The sequence below is a fragment of the Pseudomonas sp. MIL19 genome (genome assembly GCF_028680365.1).
Lineage (GTDB): Bacteria > Pseudomonadota > Gammaproteobacteria > Pseudomonadales > Pseudomonadaceae > Aquipseudomonas > Aquipseudomonas spirodelae.
Window position 1 is genome coordinate 35,025 of the sequence record NZ_JAPPVG010000003.1, and the last position, 20,223, is coordinate 55,247.

The following is a 20,223-nucleotide window of genomic DNA, read 5'->3' on the forward strand; positions in this document are numbered from 1 at the left end:
CTTGAGCCGTATGCGGGGAAACTCGCACGTACGGTTCTTAGGGGGCCCTGGATCAGCAATGATCCGGGGCTACCCGACCGATTCAGCCGGACAGTTAAAACGATGAGCCAAAGCGACCTCAGTTCTCACACGCCCATGATGCAACAGTACTGGAGACTGAAAAATCAGCACCCAGATCAACTGATGTTCTACCGCATGGGCGACTTCTACGAGATTTTCTACGAGGACGCAAAAAAGGCCGCCAAACTGCTGGATATTACCCTGACGGCCCGCGGCCAATCCGCGGGGCAGGCCATCCCCATGTGCGGGATTCCCTTCCACTCACTGGAGGGCTACCTGGCCAAGCTAGTCAAACTTGGCGAGTCCGTGGTGATCTGCGAGCAGGTAGGCGACCCGGCCACCAGCAAGGGGCCGGTAGAACGCCAGGTGGTGCGCATTATCACCCCCGGCACCATCAGTGATGAGGCACTGCTCGATGAGCGGCGCGATAACCTGCTGGCCGCCGTACTGGGCGATGAGCGTCTGTTCGGTTTGGCCGTGCTGGACATCACCAGTGGCCGCTTTAGCGTGCTGGAGATCAAAGGCTGGGAGAACCTGCTGGCCGAACTTGAGCGCCTCAATCCGGTTGAGCTGCTGATCCCCGATGATTGGCCACAAAACCTGCCCGCCGAAAAGCGCCGGGGCGCAAAACGCCGTGCGCCGTGGGATTTCGAACGCGACACCGCGCACAAAAGCCTCTGCCAACAATTCGCCACCCAGGACCTCAAGGGCTTTGGTTGTGAAAACCTGACGCTGGCCATCGGCGCAGCGGGCTGTCTGCTGGCGTACGCCAAGGAAACTCAACGCACTGCCCTGCCGCACCTGCGCAGCCTGCGTCATGAGCGCCTGGACGATACAGTGATTCTCGACGGCGCAAGCCGGCGCAATCTTGAGCTAGATATCAACTTGGCCGGCGGGCGTGAAAACACCCTGCAGTCGGTCGTTGACCGCTGCCAGACCGCCATGGGCAGCCGCCTGCTGAGCCGCTGGCTAAACCGCCCGCTGCGCGACCAATCCATTCTCGAAGCGCGGCAGGAGTCGATCGCCTGCTTGCTGGAGCGCTATCGCTTCGAAACCCTGCAGCCGCAGCTCAAAGAAATCGGTGATCTAGAGCGTATTCTGGCGCGAATCGGCCTACGCAACGCCCGTCCACGTGACCTGGCGCGCCTGCGTGATGCCCTGGCCGCGTTACCGACCCTGCAAATGGCCATGGCCAATCTAGAAGCGCCTCATTTGACCAGTCTGGCGACGAGCGTCAGCACCTACCCGGAACTGGCCGAGCTGCTGGCAAAAGCGATTATCGACAATCCGCCGGCGGTGATTCGCGATGGCGGCGTGCTGAAAACCGGCTACGACGCCGAACTGGACGAATTGCAGTCGCTCAGCGAAAACGCCGGCCAGTACCTGATGGACCTGGAAACCCGCGAAAAAGCCCGCACCGGGTTGGCCAACCTCAAGGTCGGCTACAACCGTGTACACGGCTATTTTATCGAGCTACCGAGCAAACAGGCTGAATCTGCTCCGGCAGACTATATCCGCCGCCAGACCCTGAAAGGCGCTGAGCGCTTTATCACCCCCGAACTCAAAGAGTTCGAGGACAAAGCGCTATCGGCCAAGAGCCGCGCCCTGGCTCGCGAGAAATTACTCTACGACGAGTTGCTGGAGCGCCTGATCAGCCACCTCGGCCCGCTACAGGACAGTGCTGCCGCTCTGGCCGAACTGGACGTACTGAGCAACCTGGCTGAGCGCGCGCTGAATCTGGATCTGAACCGCCCGCGCTTTGTCGATGAGCCGTGCATGCGCATCGATCAAGGTCGTCACCCGGTGGTTGAGCAAGTATTGACCACGCCGTTTGTGGCCAACGACCTGAGCCTGGACGATGACACGCGCATGCTGATCATCACCGGACCGAACATGGGTGGTAAATCCACCTACATGCGCCAGACCGCACTGATCGTTTTGCTTGCGCACATCGGCAGCTTCGTCCCGGCAAAAAGCTGCGAGCTATCGCTGGTTGACCGTATCTTTACCCGTATCGGTTCGAGCGATGACCTGGCCGGTGGCCGCTCGACTTTTATGGTGGAAATGAGCGAAACCGCCAATATTCTGCATAACGCTACAGAGCGCAGCCTGGTATTGATGGACGAAGTCGGCCGCGGCACCAGCACCTTCGACGGCCTATCACTGGCCTGGGCGGCAGCTGAACAGCTGGCCAAGCTGCGCGCTTACACCCTGTTTGCCACCCATTACTTTGAACTAACCGTGCTGCCGGAAAGCCAGCCCATCGTGGCTAACGTGCACCTCAACGCCACCGAGCATAATGAGCGCATCGTATTCCTCCACCATGTACTGCCTGGCCCAGCCAGTCAGAGCTACGGCTTGGCCGTGGCACAACTGGCGGGCGTACCGAATGAGGTCATCCTGCGCGCCCGCGAGCATCTGGCACGCTTGGAAACCACTAGTCTGCCGCATGAGTTACCCGCCACACAGCCAGGTCAGACTGCGGCACCGTTGCAGAGTGATATGTTCGCCAGCCTGCCGCATCCACTGCAGGAAGAATTGCGCAAGATCAATCCCGATGATCTGACTCCGCGCAAAGCGCTGGAACTGTTATATACATGGAAGACACGCTTCTAACGCTATTGCGCGCGAACTGTTAGAATCGCGCGCATTTTTACGACTGCCCGACTTAAAGCCTGAGCCGTGGCCACCACCCCCTAGCCGCTAAAGCCCGCATAGAACGGGGCAGGCTGGCGCCCGAGGAGAGAATCAGACATGACCTTCGTCGTTACCGACAACTGCGTCAAATGCAAATACACCGACTGCGTAGAAGTCTGCCCGGTGGACTGCTTCTACGAAGGCCCGAACTTCCTGGTGATTCACCCGGATGAGTGCATCGACTGCGCACTGTGTGAGCCTGAGTGCCCAGCACAAGCGATTTTCTCTGAAGATGAAGTGCCGGAAGATCAGCAGGAGTACATCGAGCTGAACGCCGATCTGGCGGAAATCTGGCCGAATATCACCGAGAAGAAAGAGTCCCTGCCGGACGCCGAAGAGTGGGATGGCGTGAAGGACAAGCTGCAATACCTAGAGCGCTAGTACAGGCTCCTCGATTGCACAAAAACCCGCCTTGCGCGGGTTTTTACTTTTCTACAGGCAAAAAAAGGGGCGGTATTAACCGCCCACTCTTTTGTCCCTAGTCCCTGTATTTCCCAGCCCATCATCCTGATGAATCGCGCCTTGCGATGTCCTGATTGCCATCCTGACAACCTGTGCTTATCCGTCTGCACAGGTGTAATACTAGCGATCTTTACCGAGCTAACAATCGCCTGAAATGTAGCCGGCATCACCTAAACCTGCCCAATAAAAATATATAACTTATATAAATCATATAGTTATATTTTTAACAGGCATCTGACCGACCAAGCCACGCACCAAACGCTTACGCAACCTGTAAGCAATGGCTTACAGATGCTCTCGTATAAGTGATCAAGAACACCATCCAGTACGGCGCAAATACACCGTAACTTGATGACTGCCCAGGATAGCGGCTCATAAAAAACCCGGCAGAAGCCGGGTTGGATGTTCGTCATCACGCTCACTGGAACAATGAGTCACTCGACAGGCCGTTCTTTTCCAAGATCTCGCGCAAGCGCTTAAGGGCTTCGACCTGAATCTGCCGAACGCGCTCGCGGGTCAAGCCGATCTCCTGCCCCACCTCCTCCAGCGTACAGCTTTCATGACCACGCAGACCGAAGCGGCGAATCACCACTTCACGCTGCTTATCGGTCAGATCCGAGAGCCATTGATCGATGCTCTGTGAGAGGTCTTCAACCTGCAATAACTCGCAAGGGTCGGTCGGACGATCATCCGTTAGGGTATCGAGTAGGGTTTTGTCCGAATCCTGGCCCAGCGACACATCCACCGAGGACACACGCTCGTTCAAGCCGAGCATGCGTTTGACTTCACCCACCGGCTTCTCCAGTAGGCTGGCAATTTCTTCTGCAGAAGGCTCGTGATCGAGTTTTTGGGTCAGTTCACGCGCAGCTCGCAGGTATACGTTGAGCTCTTTAACCACATGAATGGGTAACCGAATAGTACGGGTTTGATTCATGATCGCCCGCTCGATGGTCTGGCGGATCCACCAGGTGGCATAGGTCGAAAAACGGAAACCGCGCTCTGGATCGAATTTCTCTACCGCGCGGATCAGACCGAGGTTGCCCTCTTCAATAAGGTCCAACAGGGACAGGCCACGGTTAACGTAACGGCGAGCAATCTTCACCACCAGGCGCAGGTTACTTTCGATCATGCGCTTGCGACCCGCGGGGTCGCCCTTCTGCGCCAAGCGCGCAAAGAACACTTCTTCTTCGGGCGTCAGCAGAGGCGAGAAGCCAATTTCGTTGAGGTACAGCTGAGTGGCGTCGAGCGCGCGGGTGTAATCAATATATTTGTGCTGTTTGCTGCTGGCGGTGGACGCCTTAGCGGTGCTGCGGGAAAGTGGCGCTAGCGCCTCGTTTGAGTCGTCGTCAAGGACAATAGCCGGCTCCATAAGGAGCACTTCATCATCAACATCAAACTCCGGCGCTTCTTTTTTATTGAGAGCCATTTTTGTTATTCCTTGCTGAGTTCGACAGCAAGCCCTAGCGCACCAACTCCCTGGTTGCACCGGGCCCGTCCTCCTACGAGTGGGGACAGGCTAGCGCAAGGTCAACGTTTAGGCAGATATTGCAGCGGATCTACAGGTTTACCTTGGCGGCGCACTTCAAAGTGAAGTTTGACCCGGTCGGTTCCTGTGGAACCCATTTCGGCAATTTTCTGCCCGGCCTTGACCTGTTGCCCCTCCTGCACCAACAGCCTGCGGTTATGACCGTAGGCGCTTACATAGGTATCGCTATGTTTGATGATTATCAACTCGCCGTAGCCCCGTAAACCACTCCCGGCGTAGACCACTGAACCATCAGACGCGGCTAAAACAGGCTGGCCTAATTCACCACCTATATCAATGCCTTTATTCAAACTGCCGTTTGAGGAAAAACGTCCGATAACCGCACCACTCGATGGCCACAACCAACCCGATGCAGAGCGCTGCGTAGGCGGTAACGCACTGATGCTTGGCGCAGTCTTGACCGGGGCTGGCGCTTGGATTGGCGCAGGATTGCTGCTAATCGGCGTGCTCGGTCGGCGGGCCGGCGCCACAACCACGGGCGCACTGGCCACCACTGGCGGGCGACTGGCAGGCTGCCCGTCAAAACGAATAACCTGGCCAACTCGAATCAAATACGGCGGCGCAATACCATTGCGCGCGGCCAGCGCCCTCCAGTCCCAGCCAAAACGGAAAGCAATGGAATACAGCGTATCGCCGCGCTTCACCTGGTATTGACCACTGCGAACCGGCTGACGCTGTGGAGCCTGACTGGCAGTACGGTCAACCACTTTGACGCCACCGGGCGGCGGACTCGCACAGGCACTCAACAGTACGCCCAGGACAAGGCCACTCAACAGGTTAAGAGCACTGCTGGCGCGAATCGGCAATTGAATGGCTGTGAAACTCACCTGCATCTCCCTCGGGTAAAACTGACTGCATTTAACAGGCGAGCATTGTGCCGCAATTATGGGTTATCGCCAGCGCTTTGCGGGCTGCGCCCGGCCAACCACTCCAGCGCCAGCACCAGCATGATGCCGGCAATAGCCAAGGTAATGGCCAGAAGAAGCTGCGGGTCCTGCCCGCTAATTTCAGCGAAGCGCTCAGGGCAGAGGTTCGTTTGCAGCAGTGGCACCTGCTCGCCATGGCTGTCGGTGCGCCACGTCAGGGTTTCCTTCCAAGGCCAGATTTTATTCAGTGAACCGATCATCAGCCCGGTGAGAAAAGCCAGGGTCAGGTCGCGCCAGCGCGTCAGAAGCCAGCGCAGAATACCGGCAAAGCTGACAATACCGACCAGACAGCCACTGGCAAAAATCAGTAATACGGTGACATCCAGCCCTTTTACCGCCGTCAGCACAAAGCTGTACAAGCCCAGCAAAACCAGAATAAAACTGCCAGAAACACCCGGCAGAATCATTGCGCAAATAGCGATAGCGCCAGCAAAGAACAGGCTCAGCGGGTCATGCCCCAACTGTAGCGGCGACGCCACGGTAATCCAGTAGGCGAATGCCGCCCCCAACGCCAGACTGACAATCCGCGTCCAGCTCCAGTGCTGAATCTCGCGCACGACCAGGTGAGTGGAAACCAAAATCAAGCCAAAGAAAAACGACCAAACGGGGATCGGCTGCTCGACCAACAGGTAGGTAATCAATCGCGCAAGACTGAGCACGCTGGTCATGACGCCCAGCAGCAACACCAGCAGAAAGGTCGCATTGGCGGCCTTCCAAGCCTCGGCAATGCGCCCGCGCAGCAACAGGCCGAGCGCCACCGGTATGCTCGAAATAGAACGCAGCAACTCGTCATAAATACCAGTAATAAAGGCCACGGTGCCGCCCGAAACACCGGGCACTACGTCGGCCGCGCCCATGGCAATGCCTTTGGCGTAAAGCAGGAAATACTTCTTCATGGGTCCATCCGCGAACAATCTAAGTCAGGCCAGGGGCCCGTTAAGCAAAGGCACAAAACGCACAGCATCGAGTACGTGCCGTGAGAAACCGTCTTCTTCACGGATGATCAGCATGAGTTCCTGCTCATCACCTGCACCAACTGGAATGACCAAGCGTCCGCCCGGAGCCAGCTGATCGAGCAAGGCTTGCGGCACATTGGCCGCCGCCGCCGTGACGATGATGCCGTTGTAAGGCCCGAGAGCATTCCAACCTTCCCAGCCGTCACCCCAGCGAAACACCACGTTGCGTAGGTTTAGCTGAAGCAGACGCTCCTTGGCCTTGTCCTGCAGATTCTGGATACGCTCGACACTGAACACCCGCTCGACCAACTGAGCCAGAATCGCCGTCTGGTAGCCTGAGCCCGTGCCGATTTCCAGCACCTTGTCCAAGGGGCCTGCGGCCAGCAGTAGCTCACTCATGCGTGCAACCATATACGGCTGCGAAATGGTCTGATTGCTGCCAATCGGCAGCGCCGTGTCCTCATACGCGCGATGCGCCAGGGCTTCGTCTACAAACAGGTGACGCGGTGTGCGGCGAATAGCCTCCAGCACATGGGCGTTGGACAACCCCTCCTCGTAAAGACGCTGAATAAGGCGCTCGCGGGTGCGCTGCGAGGTCATGCCAATACCGCGGTGCAAGTCATCCTGTTCACGGAAGATCACAACAGCCCCTCCAACCAGGGTTGCAGGCTGCTGAACCCTTCTTGAAACGTACGATCCAGCTGTAACGGCGTGACCGAGACGTAGCCCTGCATCACCGCATGGAAATCCGTGCCAGGGCCACCGTCTTCAGCGTCACCGGCCACCGAAATCCAGTAGCCCTCTTTACCACGCGGGTTGACCACCTTAACCGGCGCAGCAGCCCGCGCACGGTGCCCCAGACGCGTCAGCTGGATACCACGGATGTGCTCCAGCGGCAGGTTGGGGATATTCACGTTAAGCACAGTGCGCGGCGGCAGATCGAGCTGCTCGTGCGCCTCAACCAACTTGCGGGCGAAATACGCAGCCGTCGGCAGGTTATCCGGCAAACGTGAGAGCAAAGAAAAGGCAAACGCCGGACGCGCCAGGAAGCGCCCCTCCAGGGCAGCCGCTACCGTGCCGGAATACAGCACGTCATCGCCCAGATTAGCCCCTAGGTTGATACCCGACACCACCAGATCCGCCACATGCGGCAGCAAGCCATTAAGGCCCAGGTGCACGCAATCGGTGGGGGTACCGTTAAGGCTGATGTAGCCGTTGGGCAAGGTCGTCGGATGCAAAGGACGATCAAGGGTCAGCGAGCTGCTGGCACCGCTTTTGTCCTGATCGGGAGCAATCACTGCGCACTCGGCGTAGTCCGCTAACGCTGCATGCAGCGCAGACAGGCCTGGCGCAGCAACGCCATCATCATTGGAAATCAGAATACGCATGGGTTGTCCGTCTGCCCTGCAGGCAACAGATCGACAAGCTCGCGCACCAAGACGGTGGCGAAGCATCCAGCCGGCAGGACGAATTCCAGTTGCAAAATGTCAGGCTCGGGATAATGCCACGACAGGCCGCCAATGGGGAGGCGCAGGATACGCCGCTCATGAGTCATGCCCGCTTCTGCCAACCAGTCGACCAAGACAGCCTCGCGCGCAGCCAAGTCCTGCTCCAGTGCCTGGGCACTCCCTTCAGCCGCCGACACACCGGCGCCCCACAAAGGCCCGGTAGGGTGAAGATCAAGTATGGCCAAACGTGGGTCGGCGCACTCAGCCTCACCGGCAGGAAAAAAACTGCGACTGTCGGTGAAGGCCAGTAAATCACCCAGCAATGCCTGACTCCAAGTACCGGCTTTGACCCGCTCAGCCAACACTTGATTGAACAGATAACTGCGCGCCGCCGAAAGTACCCGCGAGCGCACATTGCGCTTCTCCGGCAGACTTTTGTTCGCTGCAAAATGCCGGGCATGGGCAACGTTACCGCCCTCATGACCGAAGCGCTGCAGGCCGTAATAGTTGGGCACGCCTTGAGCGGCGATCTGCGTCAGGCGCTGATCCAGCGCTTCACGGTCAGCTGCGAGCTGTGTCAGGCGCAGGGTAAAGCCATTGGCCGCATGGGCACCGCGTTGCAGCTTACGGGTATGGCGCTGCTGCTTGAGGATGCTCAGGCTGGCATCTTCGGCAGCGCTCAGGTCCGGGTTAGCCTTGCCCGGCAGGTGCAAGCTGAACCACTGACGGGTCAGCGCCTGACGATCCTTGAGACCGGCATAGCTGATTAGCCGCAACGGTACACCAGCGGCGCGGGCAATACGCTTGGCGGCCTCTTCCGTATTCAGCTCACGCTTTTCTACCCACAGCCACAGGTGCTCACCCTCGCTGGCCAGCGGGATATCCAGCACCTCATCGACCTGAAAATCTTCCGCCACGGCTTTAAGTACTGCCGTGCCGCAAGGCTCACCATGGGCGCGCGGCCCCAGCAATTGAAGTTCGTTCATTGCGCGACCAACAGCGCGACCGCATGCACCGCAATGCCTTCTTCACGCCCGGTAAAACCAAGCTTCTCGGTCGTGGTGGCTTTGACATTGACCTGATCCAGGCTCACTTGTAGGTCCTCGGCAATGCGTGCGCGCATGGTTTCGATATGCGGGGCCATCTTCGGCGCCTGGGCGACGATGGTGGCGTCGACATTGCCGACCTGCCAGCCCTTCGCGTGAATCAGCCCGAGCACATGACGCAGTAAGGCGCGACTGTCCGCCCCCTTGAAGGTCGGGTCGGTGTCGGGGAAGTGTTTGCCGATGTCGCCCAGCGCCGCCGCGCCAAGCAAGGCATCACTCAACGCGTGCAGCAGCACGTCGCCGTCGGAATGGGCCAACAGGCCAAACTGATGGGGGATTTGCACGCCGCCCAGGGTAATAAAGGCACCCTCGGTAAAGCGGTGCACGTCGTAGCCGTGGCCAATACGCATAAAGAACAACGCCCTGAAAAAGTCAGGGCGTGATTCTAACTGAAAGCAGCAGGCAGAAGCCGGCTTGCTGGCGAAGCAACATCGCTCGCCAGCGACGCCTCAGCCCAACAGCGCCTTGGCGTGATGACGCAGGTGGTCGTCAATAAAGCTGGCGATAAAGTAGTAGCTGTGATCGTAGCCGGGCTGCAGACGCAGGGTTAACGGATGCCCTGCCGCTTGCGCCGCGGCCTTGAGGGCATCCGGCTTGAGCTGATTTTCCAGAAAATCATCGCGATCACCCTGATCAATCAGAATCGGCAGCTTTTCCGTCGCTTCAGCCAGCAAGGCGCAAGCATCCCACTCACGCCAACGCGAACGCTCATCGCCCAGATAACGTGAAAACGCCTTCTCGCCCCAAGGGCAATTAACCGGATTGCTGATTGGCGCAAAAGCCGACAGCGACTGATAACGCCCGGGGTTGCGTAGGGCGCAAACCAATGCACCATGCCCGCCCATGGAGTGGCCGCTGATGCCACGTTTATCTGAAACCGGGAAGTTGGCTTCGATCAGTGCTGGCAACTCCTGCATCACATAGTCGTACATGCGGTAATGCCGTGCCCAAGGCTCCTGGGTGGCGTTCAGGTAGAAACCGGCACCCAGGCCGAAGTCCCAAGCCTTATCCGGATCATCCGGGACATCCGCACCCCGCGGACTGGTGTCCGGCGCGACGATGATCATTCCCAGTTCGGCCGCCAGCTTGTGCGCGCCGGCCTTCTGCATAAAGTTCTCATCGGTGCAGGTCAGCCCGCTCAGCCAATACAGCACCGGCAACGTACCACCCTGCTCGGCCTGCGGCGGCAGGTACACGGCAAACACCATGTCACAGCCCAGCACCGCAGAACGGTGCCGATAGCGCTTGTGCCAACCGCCCGCACTCTTCTGGCAGGAAATATTTTCCAAGGTCATGAGGCCTCCATTGGGCGGCCATGCAGCCGCCCAGCGTAATCAGAAGTGGATAACGGTACGGATGCTCTTGCCTTCATGCATCAGGTCGAAGGCCTTGTTAATGTCTTCGAGCGGCATGTTGTGGGTGATAAAGGTATCCAGCGGGATTTCGCCCTTCTGCGCCTTTTCCACATAGCCCGGCAATTCGGTACGACCCTTAACGCCGCCGAAAGCCGAACCGCGCCAGACGCGCCCGGTTACCAGCTGGAACGGCCGCGTGCTGATTTCTTGACCGGCACCGGCCACACCGATAATTACCGACTCGCCCCAGCCCTTATGTGCGCACTCCAGCGCCGCGCGCATCAGCTGCACATTGCCGACACACTCAAAGGAATAATCCACGCCGCCGTCGGTCATTTCGACGATCACTTCCTGGATCGGCTTGGCGAAATCCTTTGGGTTAACAAAATCAGTCGCGCCCAGCTCACGGGCGACCTCGAACTTAGCCGGGTTGATATCGACGGCAATGATCCGCGAGGCCTTGGCCATTTTCGCGCCGATAATGGCCGCCAGGCCGATGCCACCGAGACCGAAGATCGCCACAGTGGCGCCCTCTTCCACCTTGGCAGTATTGAGCACCGCACCGATGCCGGTGGTGACGCCGCAACCGAGCAGGCAGACCTTTTCCAGCGGTGCTTCTTTCGGGATCACAGCCAGGGAAACTTCCGGCAGCACGGTGTATTCGGAGAAGGTCGAGCAGCCCATGTAGTGATAAATCGGCTCGCCGTTGTAGGAGAAGCGAGTGGTGCCATCCGGCATCAGGCCCTTGCCCTGCGTCGCGCGTACCGAGCTGCACAGGTTGGTCTTGCCGGAGGTGCAGAATTTGCAGGTACGGCACTCGGCGGTATACAGCGGAATCACGTGGTCGCCGACCTGCACCGAGGTCACGCCCTCGCCAATGGCTTCAACAATCCCACCGCCTTCGTGGCCCAGCACTGCCGGGAACACTCCTTCGGAGTCCTCACCGGACAAGGTGTACGCATCCGTGTGGCACACGCCGGTGGCGACAATACGCACCAACACTTCACCGGCCTTGGGCGGCTCGACATCGATTTCAACGATTTGCAGCGGCTGGTTTGGAGCAAAGGCTACAGCGGCGCGGGATTTGATCATGATCGTTCTCCAGGGGGTTCAACAGTGCGGGGAGTCTAGATCAGTGCCATAAAAAGATTAATCTGTTAAAAAACAAAACATTCTTGCCGCACAGGGATAATCTGCCGGCAACCCTCTGAGAGAAACCGTTATGAACCGCTGGGAAGGTCTCGATGAATTTGTCGCCGTCGCCGAATGTGGCCAGTTCACCGCCGCCGCCGAACGCCTGAGCTTGTCGTCATCCCAGATCAGCCGGCAGATCGCCCGCCTGGAAGAACGCCTGCAGACTCGCCTGTTCTACCGCAGCACCCGCCGCGTAGCACTGACCGAAGCCGGGCAAACCTTCCTGCAACATTGCCAGCGCCTGCAGGACGCACGCGAAGAAGCGCTGCGCGCCGTCGGCGATTTGGGCAGTGAACCCAAGGGCCTGCTGCGTATGACCTGCGCAGTAGCCTACGGCGAACGCTTTATTGTGCCGCTGGTCACCGAGTTTATGATCCAGCACCCGCAATTGCGGGTGGATATCGAGTTGACGAACCGCACCCTCGACCTGCTGCACGATGGCCTGGACCTGGCTATCCGCCTGGGGCGCTTGCAGGATTCGCGCTTGGTGGCCGCAAGGCTGGCTTCGCGACAACTGTACCTGTGCGCCGCCCCCGGCTATCTGCAGCGCTATGGCCGGCCACACTCGCTGTCCGAGCTGAGCCAACATAATTGCCTGATAGGTAGTTCGGATATGTGGAGCTTTCAGACCAACGACCGGGATACCAGCATGCGGGTACAGGGCAACTGGCGCTGCAACAGCGGCCAGGCGGTGCTGGAAGCCGCGTTGCGCGGGGTGGGCTTGTGCCAACTGCCGGATTACTACGTGCTGGAGCATCTGCGCAGCGGCGCACTGGTTTCATTGCTGGATAACCAGCAGCCACCCGACACCGCCGTATGGGCGATCTACCCGCAGCAGCGGCACCTTTCGCCCAAAGTGCGGCAGCTGGTGGACTTTCTTAAGCAGGGGCTCGGCGAGCGCCGCGAATACCGCAAGGACTGAGCTAGCAGCGCCCTTGCCAGAGCAGGCTAAGGCCCTGCAGGTCTTCTGGGCGGGTGACTTTGAGGTTATCTGCACGACCTTCAATAAGCCGCGGCGCCTGCCCCGTCCACTCCATAGCAGAGGCCTCATCGGTAATTGCCACACCGGCAATCAGCGCATCAGCCAGCGCGCGCTGCAACTCACCTAGGCGGAACATCTGCGGGGTAAAAGCCTGCCAGATGGTCGAACGATCAACTGTAGCCTGCACACGACCATCAGCACCCGCCCGTTTAAGCGTGTCGCGGGCGGGTACAGCGAGCAACCCACCCACCGGGTCATCGGCCAACTCGGCAAGCAATAAATCCAGGTCACTGCGAGCCAAATTCGGCCGCGCGGCATCATGCACCAATACCCAGTCTTGATCCTCAGCGCCCAATTCATTCAAGCGCAGCAAACCATTGAGTACTGAGTCAGCGCGTTCGGCACCACCGTCAGCCCGCTGAATGCGCGGGTCACTGGCACAGGCCAGCGTTGGCCAATAGGGATCGTCGGTCGCCAGACTGACCACCACGCCGCGTAATTGTGGGTGCTCAAGAAAGCACATCAGGGTGTGTTCAATAATGCTTTTGCCGGCCAGCTGCAGGTACTGCTTGGGCCGATCGGCACGCATCCGGCTACCGATGCCAGCAGCTGGGATCAGCGCCCAGAAAGGGGGAAATTCGTGGCTACTCATTCAGCCAACTGATAGAGGGTTTCACCCTCTTTAAGCATGCCCAACTCGTGTCGCGCACGCTCTTCGACGGTCTCCATACCGCTTTTCAACTCCATAACCTCAGCCTCGAGAATCCGATTACGCTCTTGCAGCTGTTGGTTTTCACCTTGCTGATCGGCAATTTGCTGCTGTAACTGGGCCACCTTCGCCAAGCTGCCATCACCCACCCACAGGCGATACTGCAGGCCTGCCAGCACGGCAATCAGCACGATAAACACCCAGTAAAAATTATTGCGCATAGCGAAAAAGCTTCCGAACGTAAAAGGGGGCGACTCGCGCCGCCCCCTTTTACCATGCCTTGAGTGATCACTGAAAACATCGCGAGCGAAGACTAGTGCCGAACCCGCTCCCGGCGGGCAACGGCATCAGCCACATCCATGTGGGCCACAAGGCGCAACGCTGTAACGTCAAACGCAGCGGCGTTTAGCCACGGAACTCGGCGCGGCCCTTGTACGGAGCTTTAGCACCAAGCTGCTCTTCGATACGCAGCAGCTGGTTGTACTTAGACACACGATCCGAACGGCACAGCGAACCCGTTTTGATCTGGCCAGCAGCAGTACCCACGGCCAAGTCGGCAATGGTGCTGTCTTCGGTTTCACCCGAGCGGTGCGAGATCACGGCAGTGTAACCCGCTGCTTTGGCCATCTGGATGGCTTCCAGCGTCTCGGTCAGGGTGCCGATCTGGTTGAACTTGATCAGGATCGAGTTACCGATTGACTCGTCAATACCGCGCTTGAGGATCTTGGTATTGGTCACAAACAGGTCGTCGCCAACCAGCTGAACCTTGTCACCGATCTTGTCGGTCAGGACTTTCCAGCCCGCCCAGTCAGACTCGTCCATACCATCTTCGATGGAAATGATCGGGTAACGCTCGGACAGACCGGCCAAGTAATCAGCAAAACCCTCGGCGTTGAAGACTTTGCCTTCGCCAGCCAGGTCGTACTGACCATCTTTAAAGAACTCGCTGGAAGCGCAGTCAAGCGCCAAGGTAACGTCATCACCCAGGGTGTAGCCGGCATTGGCCACAGCTTCGGCGATGGCAGCAAGGGCGTCTTCGTTAGAAGCCAGGTTCGGTGCGAAACCACCTTCATCACCGACAGAGGTGCTCAGGCCACGGGCTTTGAGTACCGCTTTGAGGTGGTGGAAAATCTCGGTACCCATACGCAGTGCGTCAGAGAATGTCTTGGCACCGACCGGCTGCACCATGAATTCCTGGATATCAACGTTGTTATCGGCGTGCTCGCCGCCGTTGATGATGTTCATCATCGGGACCGGCATCGAGTAAACGCCTGGAGTGCCGTTTAGATCGGCGATGTGCGCATACAACGGCACGCCTTTGGCCTGAGCAGCTGCCTTGGCCGCGGCCAGGGATACCGCGAGGATGGCGTTGGCACCCAGGGTGGCTTTGTTCTCAGTACCGTCGAGCGCAATCATGGCCTGATCCAGCGCTTTCTGGTCGATGGCATCTTTACCCAGCAGCAGGTCGCGGATCGGGCCATTGATATTGGCCACGGCCTTCAGTACGCCCTTGCCCATGTAACGGCTCTTGTCACCATCACGCAGTTCCAGCGCTTCACGCGAACCCGTGGAGGCACCGGACGGCGCACAGGCGCTGCCAACGATACCGCCTTCAAGAATTACATCGGCTTCCACAGTCGGGTTACCACGGGAGTCGAGAACCTCACGGCCTTTGATGTCGACGATCTTTGCCATTGCGTGTAGCACTCCAAAAAATTGACGAAAAAGGTAGTACTGAGATGCACACTTATTGCGCACTGAAGGCTAATCCAGCGCACAATATGTACCGACTATTCAGCCAGATTGTATACAAAGCGCACTTTACCGGAGAATTACCGTTTCAGGCAGTCTCAATCGGCGCAAAACTCTTTATCAAGTCATCCAACTGCTTAAGCTGGGTGAGGAACGGCTCCAGCTTGTCCAAGCGCAGGGCGCAGGGGCCATCGCATTTGGCGTTATCTGGGTCCGGATGGGCTTCCAAAAACAGCCCCGCCAGGCCTTGGCTCATGCCGGCTTTGGCCAGATCGGTGACTTGTGCACGACGACCACCGGCAGAATCGGCGCGACCACCCGGCATTTGCAGCGCGTGGGTGACGTCGAAGAATACCGGGTAGTTGGTCTGCTTCATGATGCCGAAGCCGAGCATGTCCACCACCAGGTTGTTGTAGCCGAAGCTGGAACCACGCTCGCAGAGAATCAGCTGGTCATTCCCCGCCTCTTCGCACTTGGCCAGGATGTGCTTCATCTCTTGGGGCGCGAGGAACTGGGCCTTCTTGATATTGATCACCGCACCGGTCTTGGCCATGGCCACGACCAGGTCGGTCTGCCGTGAAAGAAACGCCGGCAACTGAATAATGTCGCAGACATCAGCCACGGGCTGGGCTTGATAGGGCTCATGTACGTCGGTGATCACCGGCACGCCGAAGGTCTTTTTGATTTCCTCAAAGACCTTCATGCCTTCTTCCAGGCCAGGGCCACGGAATGAGGTCACGGACGAGCGGTTGGCCTTGTCGAAGCTGGCCTTGAACACGTAGGGAATGCCGAGCTTCTCGGTAACTCGCACATACTCTTCACAGGCACGCATGGCCAGATCGCGGGATTCGATGACATTGATGCCACCGAACAGCACGAAGGGCTTGTCGTTGGCGATTTCGATGTCGCCAACCTTGATGATTTTCTGCGCCATATCCTTATGCCTTCTTAGCTTTCTGGGCCAACGCGGCAGTGACGAAGCCACTGAACAGCGGGTGACCGTCACGCGGCGTGGAGGTGAATTCCGGGTGGAACTGGCACGCCACGAACCACGGATGATCCGGCGCCTCGACCACTTCAACCAGCGCGCCGTCACCGGAGCGACCGGTAACTTTGAGCCCAGCTTCAATGAGCTGTGGCAGCAGGTTGTTGTTCACCTCGTAACGATGACGATGACGCTCGACGATCACATCTTTGCCGTAGCAGGCGCGCACTTGCGAACCGGCCTCCAGCTGACAGTCCTGAGCGCCTAAACGCATGGTCCCGCCGAGGTCAGAAGCATCGGTACGCTGCTCGGTTACACCGGTCGCGTCTTGCCATTCGGTGATCAAGCCGACCACTGGATGCTGGCTCGTGGTGTCGAACTCAGAAGAGTTGGCATCGCTCCAGCCCAGCACATTACGAGCGAACTCGATGACTGCGACCTGCATACCCAGGCAGATACCCAGGTAAGGAATTTTGTTTTCGCGAGCGTACTGAACCGTGGTTATTTTGCCTTCCACGCCACGCAGGCCAAAACCGCCCGGTACCAGAATCGCATCCACACCTTCGAGCAACGAGGTGCCTTTGTTTTCGATATCTTCGGAGTCGATATAACGCAGATTGACCTTGGTGCGGTTCTGAATACCGGCATGACTCATCGCTTCGATTAGCGACTTATAGGCATCCAGCAACTCCATGTACTTACCGACCATGGCGATGGTGACTTCGTGCTCTGGATTCAGCTTGGCATCAACCACGCGATCCCACTCAGACAGATCAGCACTGTTGCATTCCAGGCCAAAACGCTCGATGACAAAATCATCCAAACCCTGAGCATGCAGGACACCCGGAATCTTGTAGATGGTGTCGACGTCTTCCAGGGAAATCACCGCACGCTCTTCAACATTGGTGAACAGCGCAATCTTGCGGCGCGAAGACACATCAATCGGATGGTCAGAACGGCAGATCAGCACGTCCGGCTGCAGGCCGATGGAGCGCAACTCTTTTACCGAATGCTGAGTCGGCTTGGTCTTGGTCTCACCAGCGGTGGCGATATACGGCACCAACGTCAGGTGCATCAGCATGGCGCGCTTGGCACCGACTTCCACACGCAACTGACGGATCGCCTCAAGGAACGGCTGCGACTCGATGTCGCCAACCGTGCCACCAATTTCGACCATGGCCACGTCGGCATCGCCAGCACCCTTGATGATGCGGCGTTTGATCTCGTCGGTAATGTGCGGAATGACCTGAATGGTCGCGCCCAGGTAATCACCACGGCGCTCACGGCGCAGCACGTCTTCGTAGACGCGACCGGTGGTGAAGTTGTTGCTCTTGGTCATCGTGGTGCGGATAAACCGCTCATAGTGGCCCAGATCAAGGTCAGTCTCAGCGCCGTCGTGGGTGACGAACACCTCACCGTGCTGGAACGGGCTCATGGTGCCCGGATCGACGTTGATGTAGGGATCCAGCTTGAGCATCGTGACCTTCAGGCCCCGCGCCTCCAGGATAGCCGCCAATGAAGCCGAGGCGATGCCTTTCCCCAATGAAGAAACAACACCACCCGTGACGAATATGTAGCGCGTCATGAAGAACCCTAGAAGTCTGCGTTTAAGCGGCAAGTGCCGCCGAGGAAAGCGAAGGAGTACCCAAGCCACTTGTTGCAGCAACTGCAATAAGCTAGCCCTGTCGATTCCCAAGGGAGTCAACAAAAGCACTAGTAAGACGGGAGCGTAGTCTACCGGAAAGGGCTTATCAGCTCAAACCTTGATCGCTCGTCGGCGGCTGCCAATTTAATTGCCAGCTGCCATCGTGCGCACCTTGCAGTCCTGGCAGATTGGCGACGGCCACCACACGGCCATCCAAACGCATCAATGGCAGGCGATCACGGACAAAAACCGGCACCCGCAATTCATTGAATAAGCGCTTTAAGTCGCGATGCCCGCGCCCGAGCACCTGAAGCTGATCGCCTGCGCGCCGGTAATCCAACTGCCACGCACCCGCTGGCAACACCCCATCAATGCGCACACTGCCATTACCCGGCAACACCATACTCTGGCCACCCGGAATCGTAATCTTGGGCGCGGCAGGTGATCGCAACCAGTCTCCCGCCAGCCACCACAAACGCTGATCACTGCGGCGCAACTCCCCCGCCGCAAGCCTCCATAACGGCGCGGCATCCACCGCTGCATCACGCAGCGCCTGCCAACCCGCCCAATGTTCGCTATCGGGCATCGGCGTTAACGGCCGCAACCAGTAACGCAGCGCGTTACGCTGACGCGCCTCACTTAAGTCACGCAGAGCCGGCAGCGCCAGACTTGGCAATGCCAGCCAGGCAAACTCATTAGGCGCCTCAGCCGCAGCGACATCCTGCTGCGCCAACTCATCCAGCAACTGCCCCGCCTCACTCAGGTGCGCCGCACTACGCGACAGGCTGACCAACGCCTGCGGCCAACGCTTGAACAATGGCGGCAACACCTGACGACGCAAATAATTACGCGAGAACCGTTCATCGGCATTTGATGGGTCTTCGACCCAGCTCAATTGCTGCTTGTGGGCATACGCCAACAGCTCAGCACGCGAACAATTCAGCAGTGGCCGAACCAGGCGCCCCGCACCCAATCCGCGACTCACCGGCATGGCCGACAGACCTTGCACGCCAGCACCGCGCAACAGACGAAACAGCAGGGTTTCTGCTTGATCGTCGCGATGCTGTGCGGTCAGCACGACATCACCAGGTGCAAGACGCGCAGCCAGCGCTGCATAACGGGCATCGCGAGCAGCCCGTTCAAGGCTGGCGCCCGGTGCGACCTGAACATATTCGATCTGTAGCGGCAGAGACAGCTCCGCGCACAGCTCACGGCAATGCGCGGGCCAGGCATCGGCCGCAGCCTGTAAGCCATGATGAATATGAATAGCGGAAAGTGGCGGCAGCGCCTCGCGCTGCGCGAGGCTGGCCAGCAGGTGCAACAGCACCGTGGAATCCAGCCCGCCGGACAAGGCGATATGCCAAGCCGGCGCGCTGCGCCAGGGCGCCAGAGATTCCAGCAACCTGGCGCTCAAGGTCATTTAAGCGATGCCGTAGCTCATCAGACGCTCATAACGACGCTTCAACAAAGCCTCGGTGTCGAACGTCTTAAGCATGTCCAGCTGACCTAGCAACGCCTGGCGTACCGATTCAGCGGCAGCCGCTGGATCAGCGTGCGCACCACCAAGCGGCTCGCCAATCACCTGATCAACAATACCCAGGCCTTTCAGACGCTCAGCGGTAATGCCCATCGCCTCAGCGGCATCCGGCGCCTTGTCTGCGGTTTTCCACAGAATCGAGGCACAACCTTCCGGCGAAATCACCGAATAGGTGGAGTACTGCAGCATGTTCAGTTGGTCGCACACGCCAATCGCCAAGGCACCACCGGAACCACCTTCACCAATTACAGTGGCAATGATCGGGGTTTTCAGGCGTGCCATGACACGCAGGTTCCAGGCAATCGCCTCGCTCTGGTTACGTTCTTCGGCGTCGATACCTGGGTATGCGCCCGGCGTATCGATAAAGGTCAGGATCGGCATTTTGAAGCGCTCAGCCATTTCCATCAGGCGACAGGCCTTGCGGTAGCCTTCTGGACGCGGCATACCGAAGTTGCGACGTACTTTCTCGCGCACTTCACGGCCTTTCTGGTGACCGATGACCATCACCGGCTCACCGTCCAGACGCGCCACGCCACCCACCAGAGCAGCGTCATCAGAGAAATGACGATCGCCATGCAGCTCATCAAATTCAGTAAAGATGTGCTGCAAGTAATCCAGGGTATATGGACGGCGCGGATGACGCGCCAGCTTGGCGATTTGCCAGCTGCTCAAGTTGCCGAAAATAGTTTCGGTCAGCGAGCTGCTCTTGTCCTGAAGACGAGCGATTTCATCAGTGATGTTCAACGAGTTGTCGTTACCGACCAGGCGAAGCTCTTCGATCTTGGCTTGCAGGTCGGCGATCGGCTGTTCGAAATCGAGAAAGTTCGGGTTCATAGTCATCCGTCTTGCGTCGACGGCCAAGT

19 protein-coding genes are annotated in these 20,223 nt (G+C 58.5%); 3 read left to right on the forward strand and 16 right to left on the reverse strand.

Annotation, left to right across the window (positions count from 1 at the left end):
* Nucleotides 1-102: 102 nt before the first annotated feature.
* Complete coding sequence (gene mutS, locus N1078_RS03265) at nucleotides 103-2,676, forward strand: DNA mismatch repair protein MutS (protein WP_274086770.1); 2,574 nt, start codon at nucleotides 103-105, stop codon at nucleotides 2,674-2,676.
* A gap of 138 nt (nucleotides 2,677-2,814) precedes the next feature.
* On the forward strand, nucleotides 2,815-3,138 hold the full coding sequence (gene fdxA / locus N1078_RS03270; RefSeq protein WP_274086771.1) for a ferredoxin FdxA: 324 nt from the start codon (nucleotides 2,815-2,817) through the stop codon (nucleotides 3,136-3,138).
* A 499-nt stretch (nucleotides 3,139-3,637) separates the two neighbouring features.
* Here the strand turns inward: fdxA and rpoS are convergent, their stop codons facing one another.
* The 9 genes from rpoS to N1078_RS03315 form a co-directional block, all read right to left on the reverse strand.
* Nucleotides 3,638-4,645: an RNA polymerase sigma factor RpoS gene (gene rpoS, locus N1078_RS03275; protein WP_274086772.1), complete on the reverse strand. Its 1,008-nt coding sequence runs from the start codon at nucleotides 4,643-4,645 to the stop codon at nucleotides 3,638-3,640.
* Nucleotides 4,646-4,746: 101 nt separating this feature from the next.
* Nucleotides 4,747-5,592: a peptidoglycan DD-metalloendopeptidase family protein gene (locus tag N1078_RS03280; protein WP_274086773.1), complete on the reverse strand. Its 846-nt coding sequence runs from the start codon at nucleotides 5,590-5,592 to the stop codon at nucleotides 4,747-4,749.
* 56 nt (nucleotides 5,593-5,648) lie between these two features.
* Nucleotides 5,649-6,587 (reverse strand): DUF368 domain-containing protein, encoded by a 939-nt coding sequence (locus N1078_RS03285; RefSeq protein WP_274086774.1) that lies wholly within the window; start codon nucleotides 6,585-6,587, stop codon nucleotides 5,649-5,651.
* Nucleotides 6,588-6,611: 24 nt separating this feature from the next.
* On the reverse strand, nucleotides 6,612-7,247 hold the full coding sequence (locus N1078_RS03290) for a protein-L-isoaspartate(D-aspartate) O-methyltransferase (RefSeq protein ID WP_274086992.1): 636 nt from the start codon (nucleotides 7,245-7,247) through the stop codon (nucleotides 6,612-6,614).
* Nucleotides 7,248-7,285: 38 nt separating this feature from the next.
* Nucleotides 7,286-8,035 (reverse strand): 5'/3'-nucleotidase SurE, encoded by a 750-nt coding sequence (gene surE / locus N1078_RS03295; RefSeq protein ID WP_274086775.1) that lies wholly within the window; start codon nucleotides 8,033-8,035, stop codon nucleotides 7,286-7,288.
* Nucleotides 8,023-9,081, reverse strand: a complete 1,059-nt coding sequence (gene truD / locus N1078_RS03300; protein WP_274086776.1) for a tRNA pseudouridine(13) synthase TruD — start codon at nucleotides 9,079-9,081, stop codon at nucleotides 8,023-8,025. Before truD ends, surE begins: the two co-directional genes overlap by 13 nt.
* Entirely contained in the window at nucleotides 9,078-9,551 is a 474-nt protein-coding gene (gene ispF / locus N1078_RS03305) for a 2-C-methyl-D-erythritol 2,4-cyclodiphosphate synthase (RefSeq protein WP_274086777.1), read from the reverse strand. The genes truD and ispF overlap by 4 nt, the downstream gene beginning before the upstream one ends.
* Nucleotides 9,552-9,650: 99 nt before the next feature.
* Nucleotides 9,651-10,496 carry an S-formylglutathione hydrolase gene (gene fghA / locus N1078_RS03310; RefSeq protein ID WP_274086778.1) on the reverse strand — a complete coding sequence of 282 codons (846 nt, stop codon included), beginning with the start codon at nucleotides 10,494-10,496 and terminating at the stop codon, nucleotides 9,651-9,653.
* A 39-nt stretch (nucleotides 10,497-10,535) separates the two neighbouring features.
* Nucleotides 10,536-11,648: an S-(hydroxymethyl)glutathione dehydrogenase/class III alcohol dehydrogenase gene (locus N1078_RS03315; RefSeq protein WP_274086779.1), complete on the reverse strand. Its 1,113-nt coding sequence runs from the start codon at nucleotides 11,646-11,648 to the stop codon at nucleotides 10,536-10,538.
* A gap of 130 nt (nucleotides 11,649-11,778) precedes the next feature.
* Here N1078_RS03315 and N1078_RS03320 point away from each other — a divergent pair, with 130 nt between their 5' ends.
* Nucleotides 11,779-12,672, forward strand: coding sequence for a LysR family transcriptional regulator (locus N1078_RS03320; protein WP_274086780.1), 894 nt, complete (start codon nucleotides 11,779-11,781; stop codon nucleotides 12,670-12,672).
* Between the two features lies 1 nt (nucleotide 12,673).
* Here N1078_RS03320 and ispD read toward each other — a convergent pair whose 3' ends face one another.
* From ispD to N1078_RS03355, 7 genes are all read right to left on the reverse strand, one after another.
* Nucleotides 12,674-13,384, reverse strand: a complete 711-nt coding sequence (ispD, locus tag N1078_RS03325) for a 2-C-methyl-D-erythritol 4-phosphate cytidylyltransferase (protein ID WP_274086781.1) — start codon at nucleotides 13,382-13,384, stop codon at nucleotides 12,674-12,676.
* Nucleotides 13,381-13,662, reverse strand: a complete 282-nt coding sequence (gene ftsB / locus N1078_RS03330; protein ID WP_090238823.1) for a cell division protein FtsB — start codon at nucleotides 13,660-13,662, stop codon at nucleotides 13,381-13,383. The genes ispD and ftsB overlap by 4 nt, the downstream gene beginning before the upstream one ends.
* Before the next feature lie 184 nt (nucleotides 13,663-13,846).
* On the reverse strand, nucleotides 13,847-15,136 hold the full coding sequence (eno, locus tag N1078_RS03335) for a phosphopyruvate hydratase (protein WP_274086782.1): 1,290 nt from the start codon (nucleotides 15,134-15,136) through the stop codon (nucleotides 13,847-13,849).
* A 145-nt stretch (nucleotides 15,137-15,281) separates the two neighbouring features.
* Nucleotides 15,282-16,127 (reverse strand): 3-deoxy-8-phosphooctulonate synthase, encoded by an 846-nt coding sequence (gene kdsA / locus N1078_RS03340; protein ID WP_274086783.1) that lies wholly within the window; start codon nucleotides 16,125-16,127, stop codon nucleotides 15,282-15,284.
* Nucleotides 16,128-16,131: 4 nt separating this feature from the next.
* Nucleotides 16,132-17,763 (reverse strand): CTP synthase, encoded by a 1,632-nt coding sequence (locus N1078_RS03345; protein WP_274086784.1) that lies wholly within the window; start codon nucleotides 17,761-17,763, stop codon nucleotides 16,132-16,134.
* A gap of 166 nt (nucleotides 17,764-17,929) precedes the next feature.
* Nucleotides 17,930-19,243, reverse strand: a complete 1,314-nt coding sequence (gene tilS, locus N1078_RS03350) for a tRNA lysidine(34) synthetase TilS (protein ID WP_274086785.1) — start codon at nucleotides 19,241-19,243, stop codon at nucleotides 17,930-17,932.
* Nucleotides 19,244-20,194, reverse strand: a complete 951-nt coding sequence (locus N1078_RS03355; RefSeq protein ID WP_274086786.1) for an acetyl-CoA carboxylase carboxyltransferase subunit alpha — start codon at nucleotides 20,192-20,194, stop codon at nucleotides 19,244-19,246.
* Nucleotides 20,195-20,223: the final 29 nt, after the last annotated feature.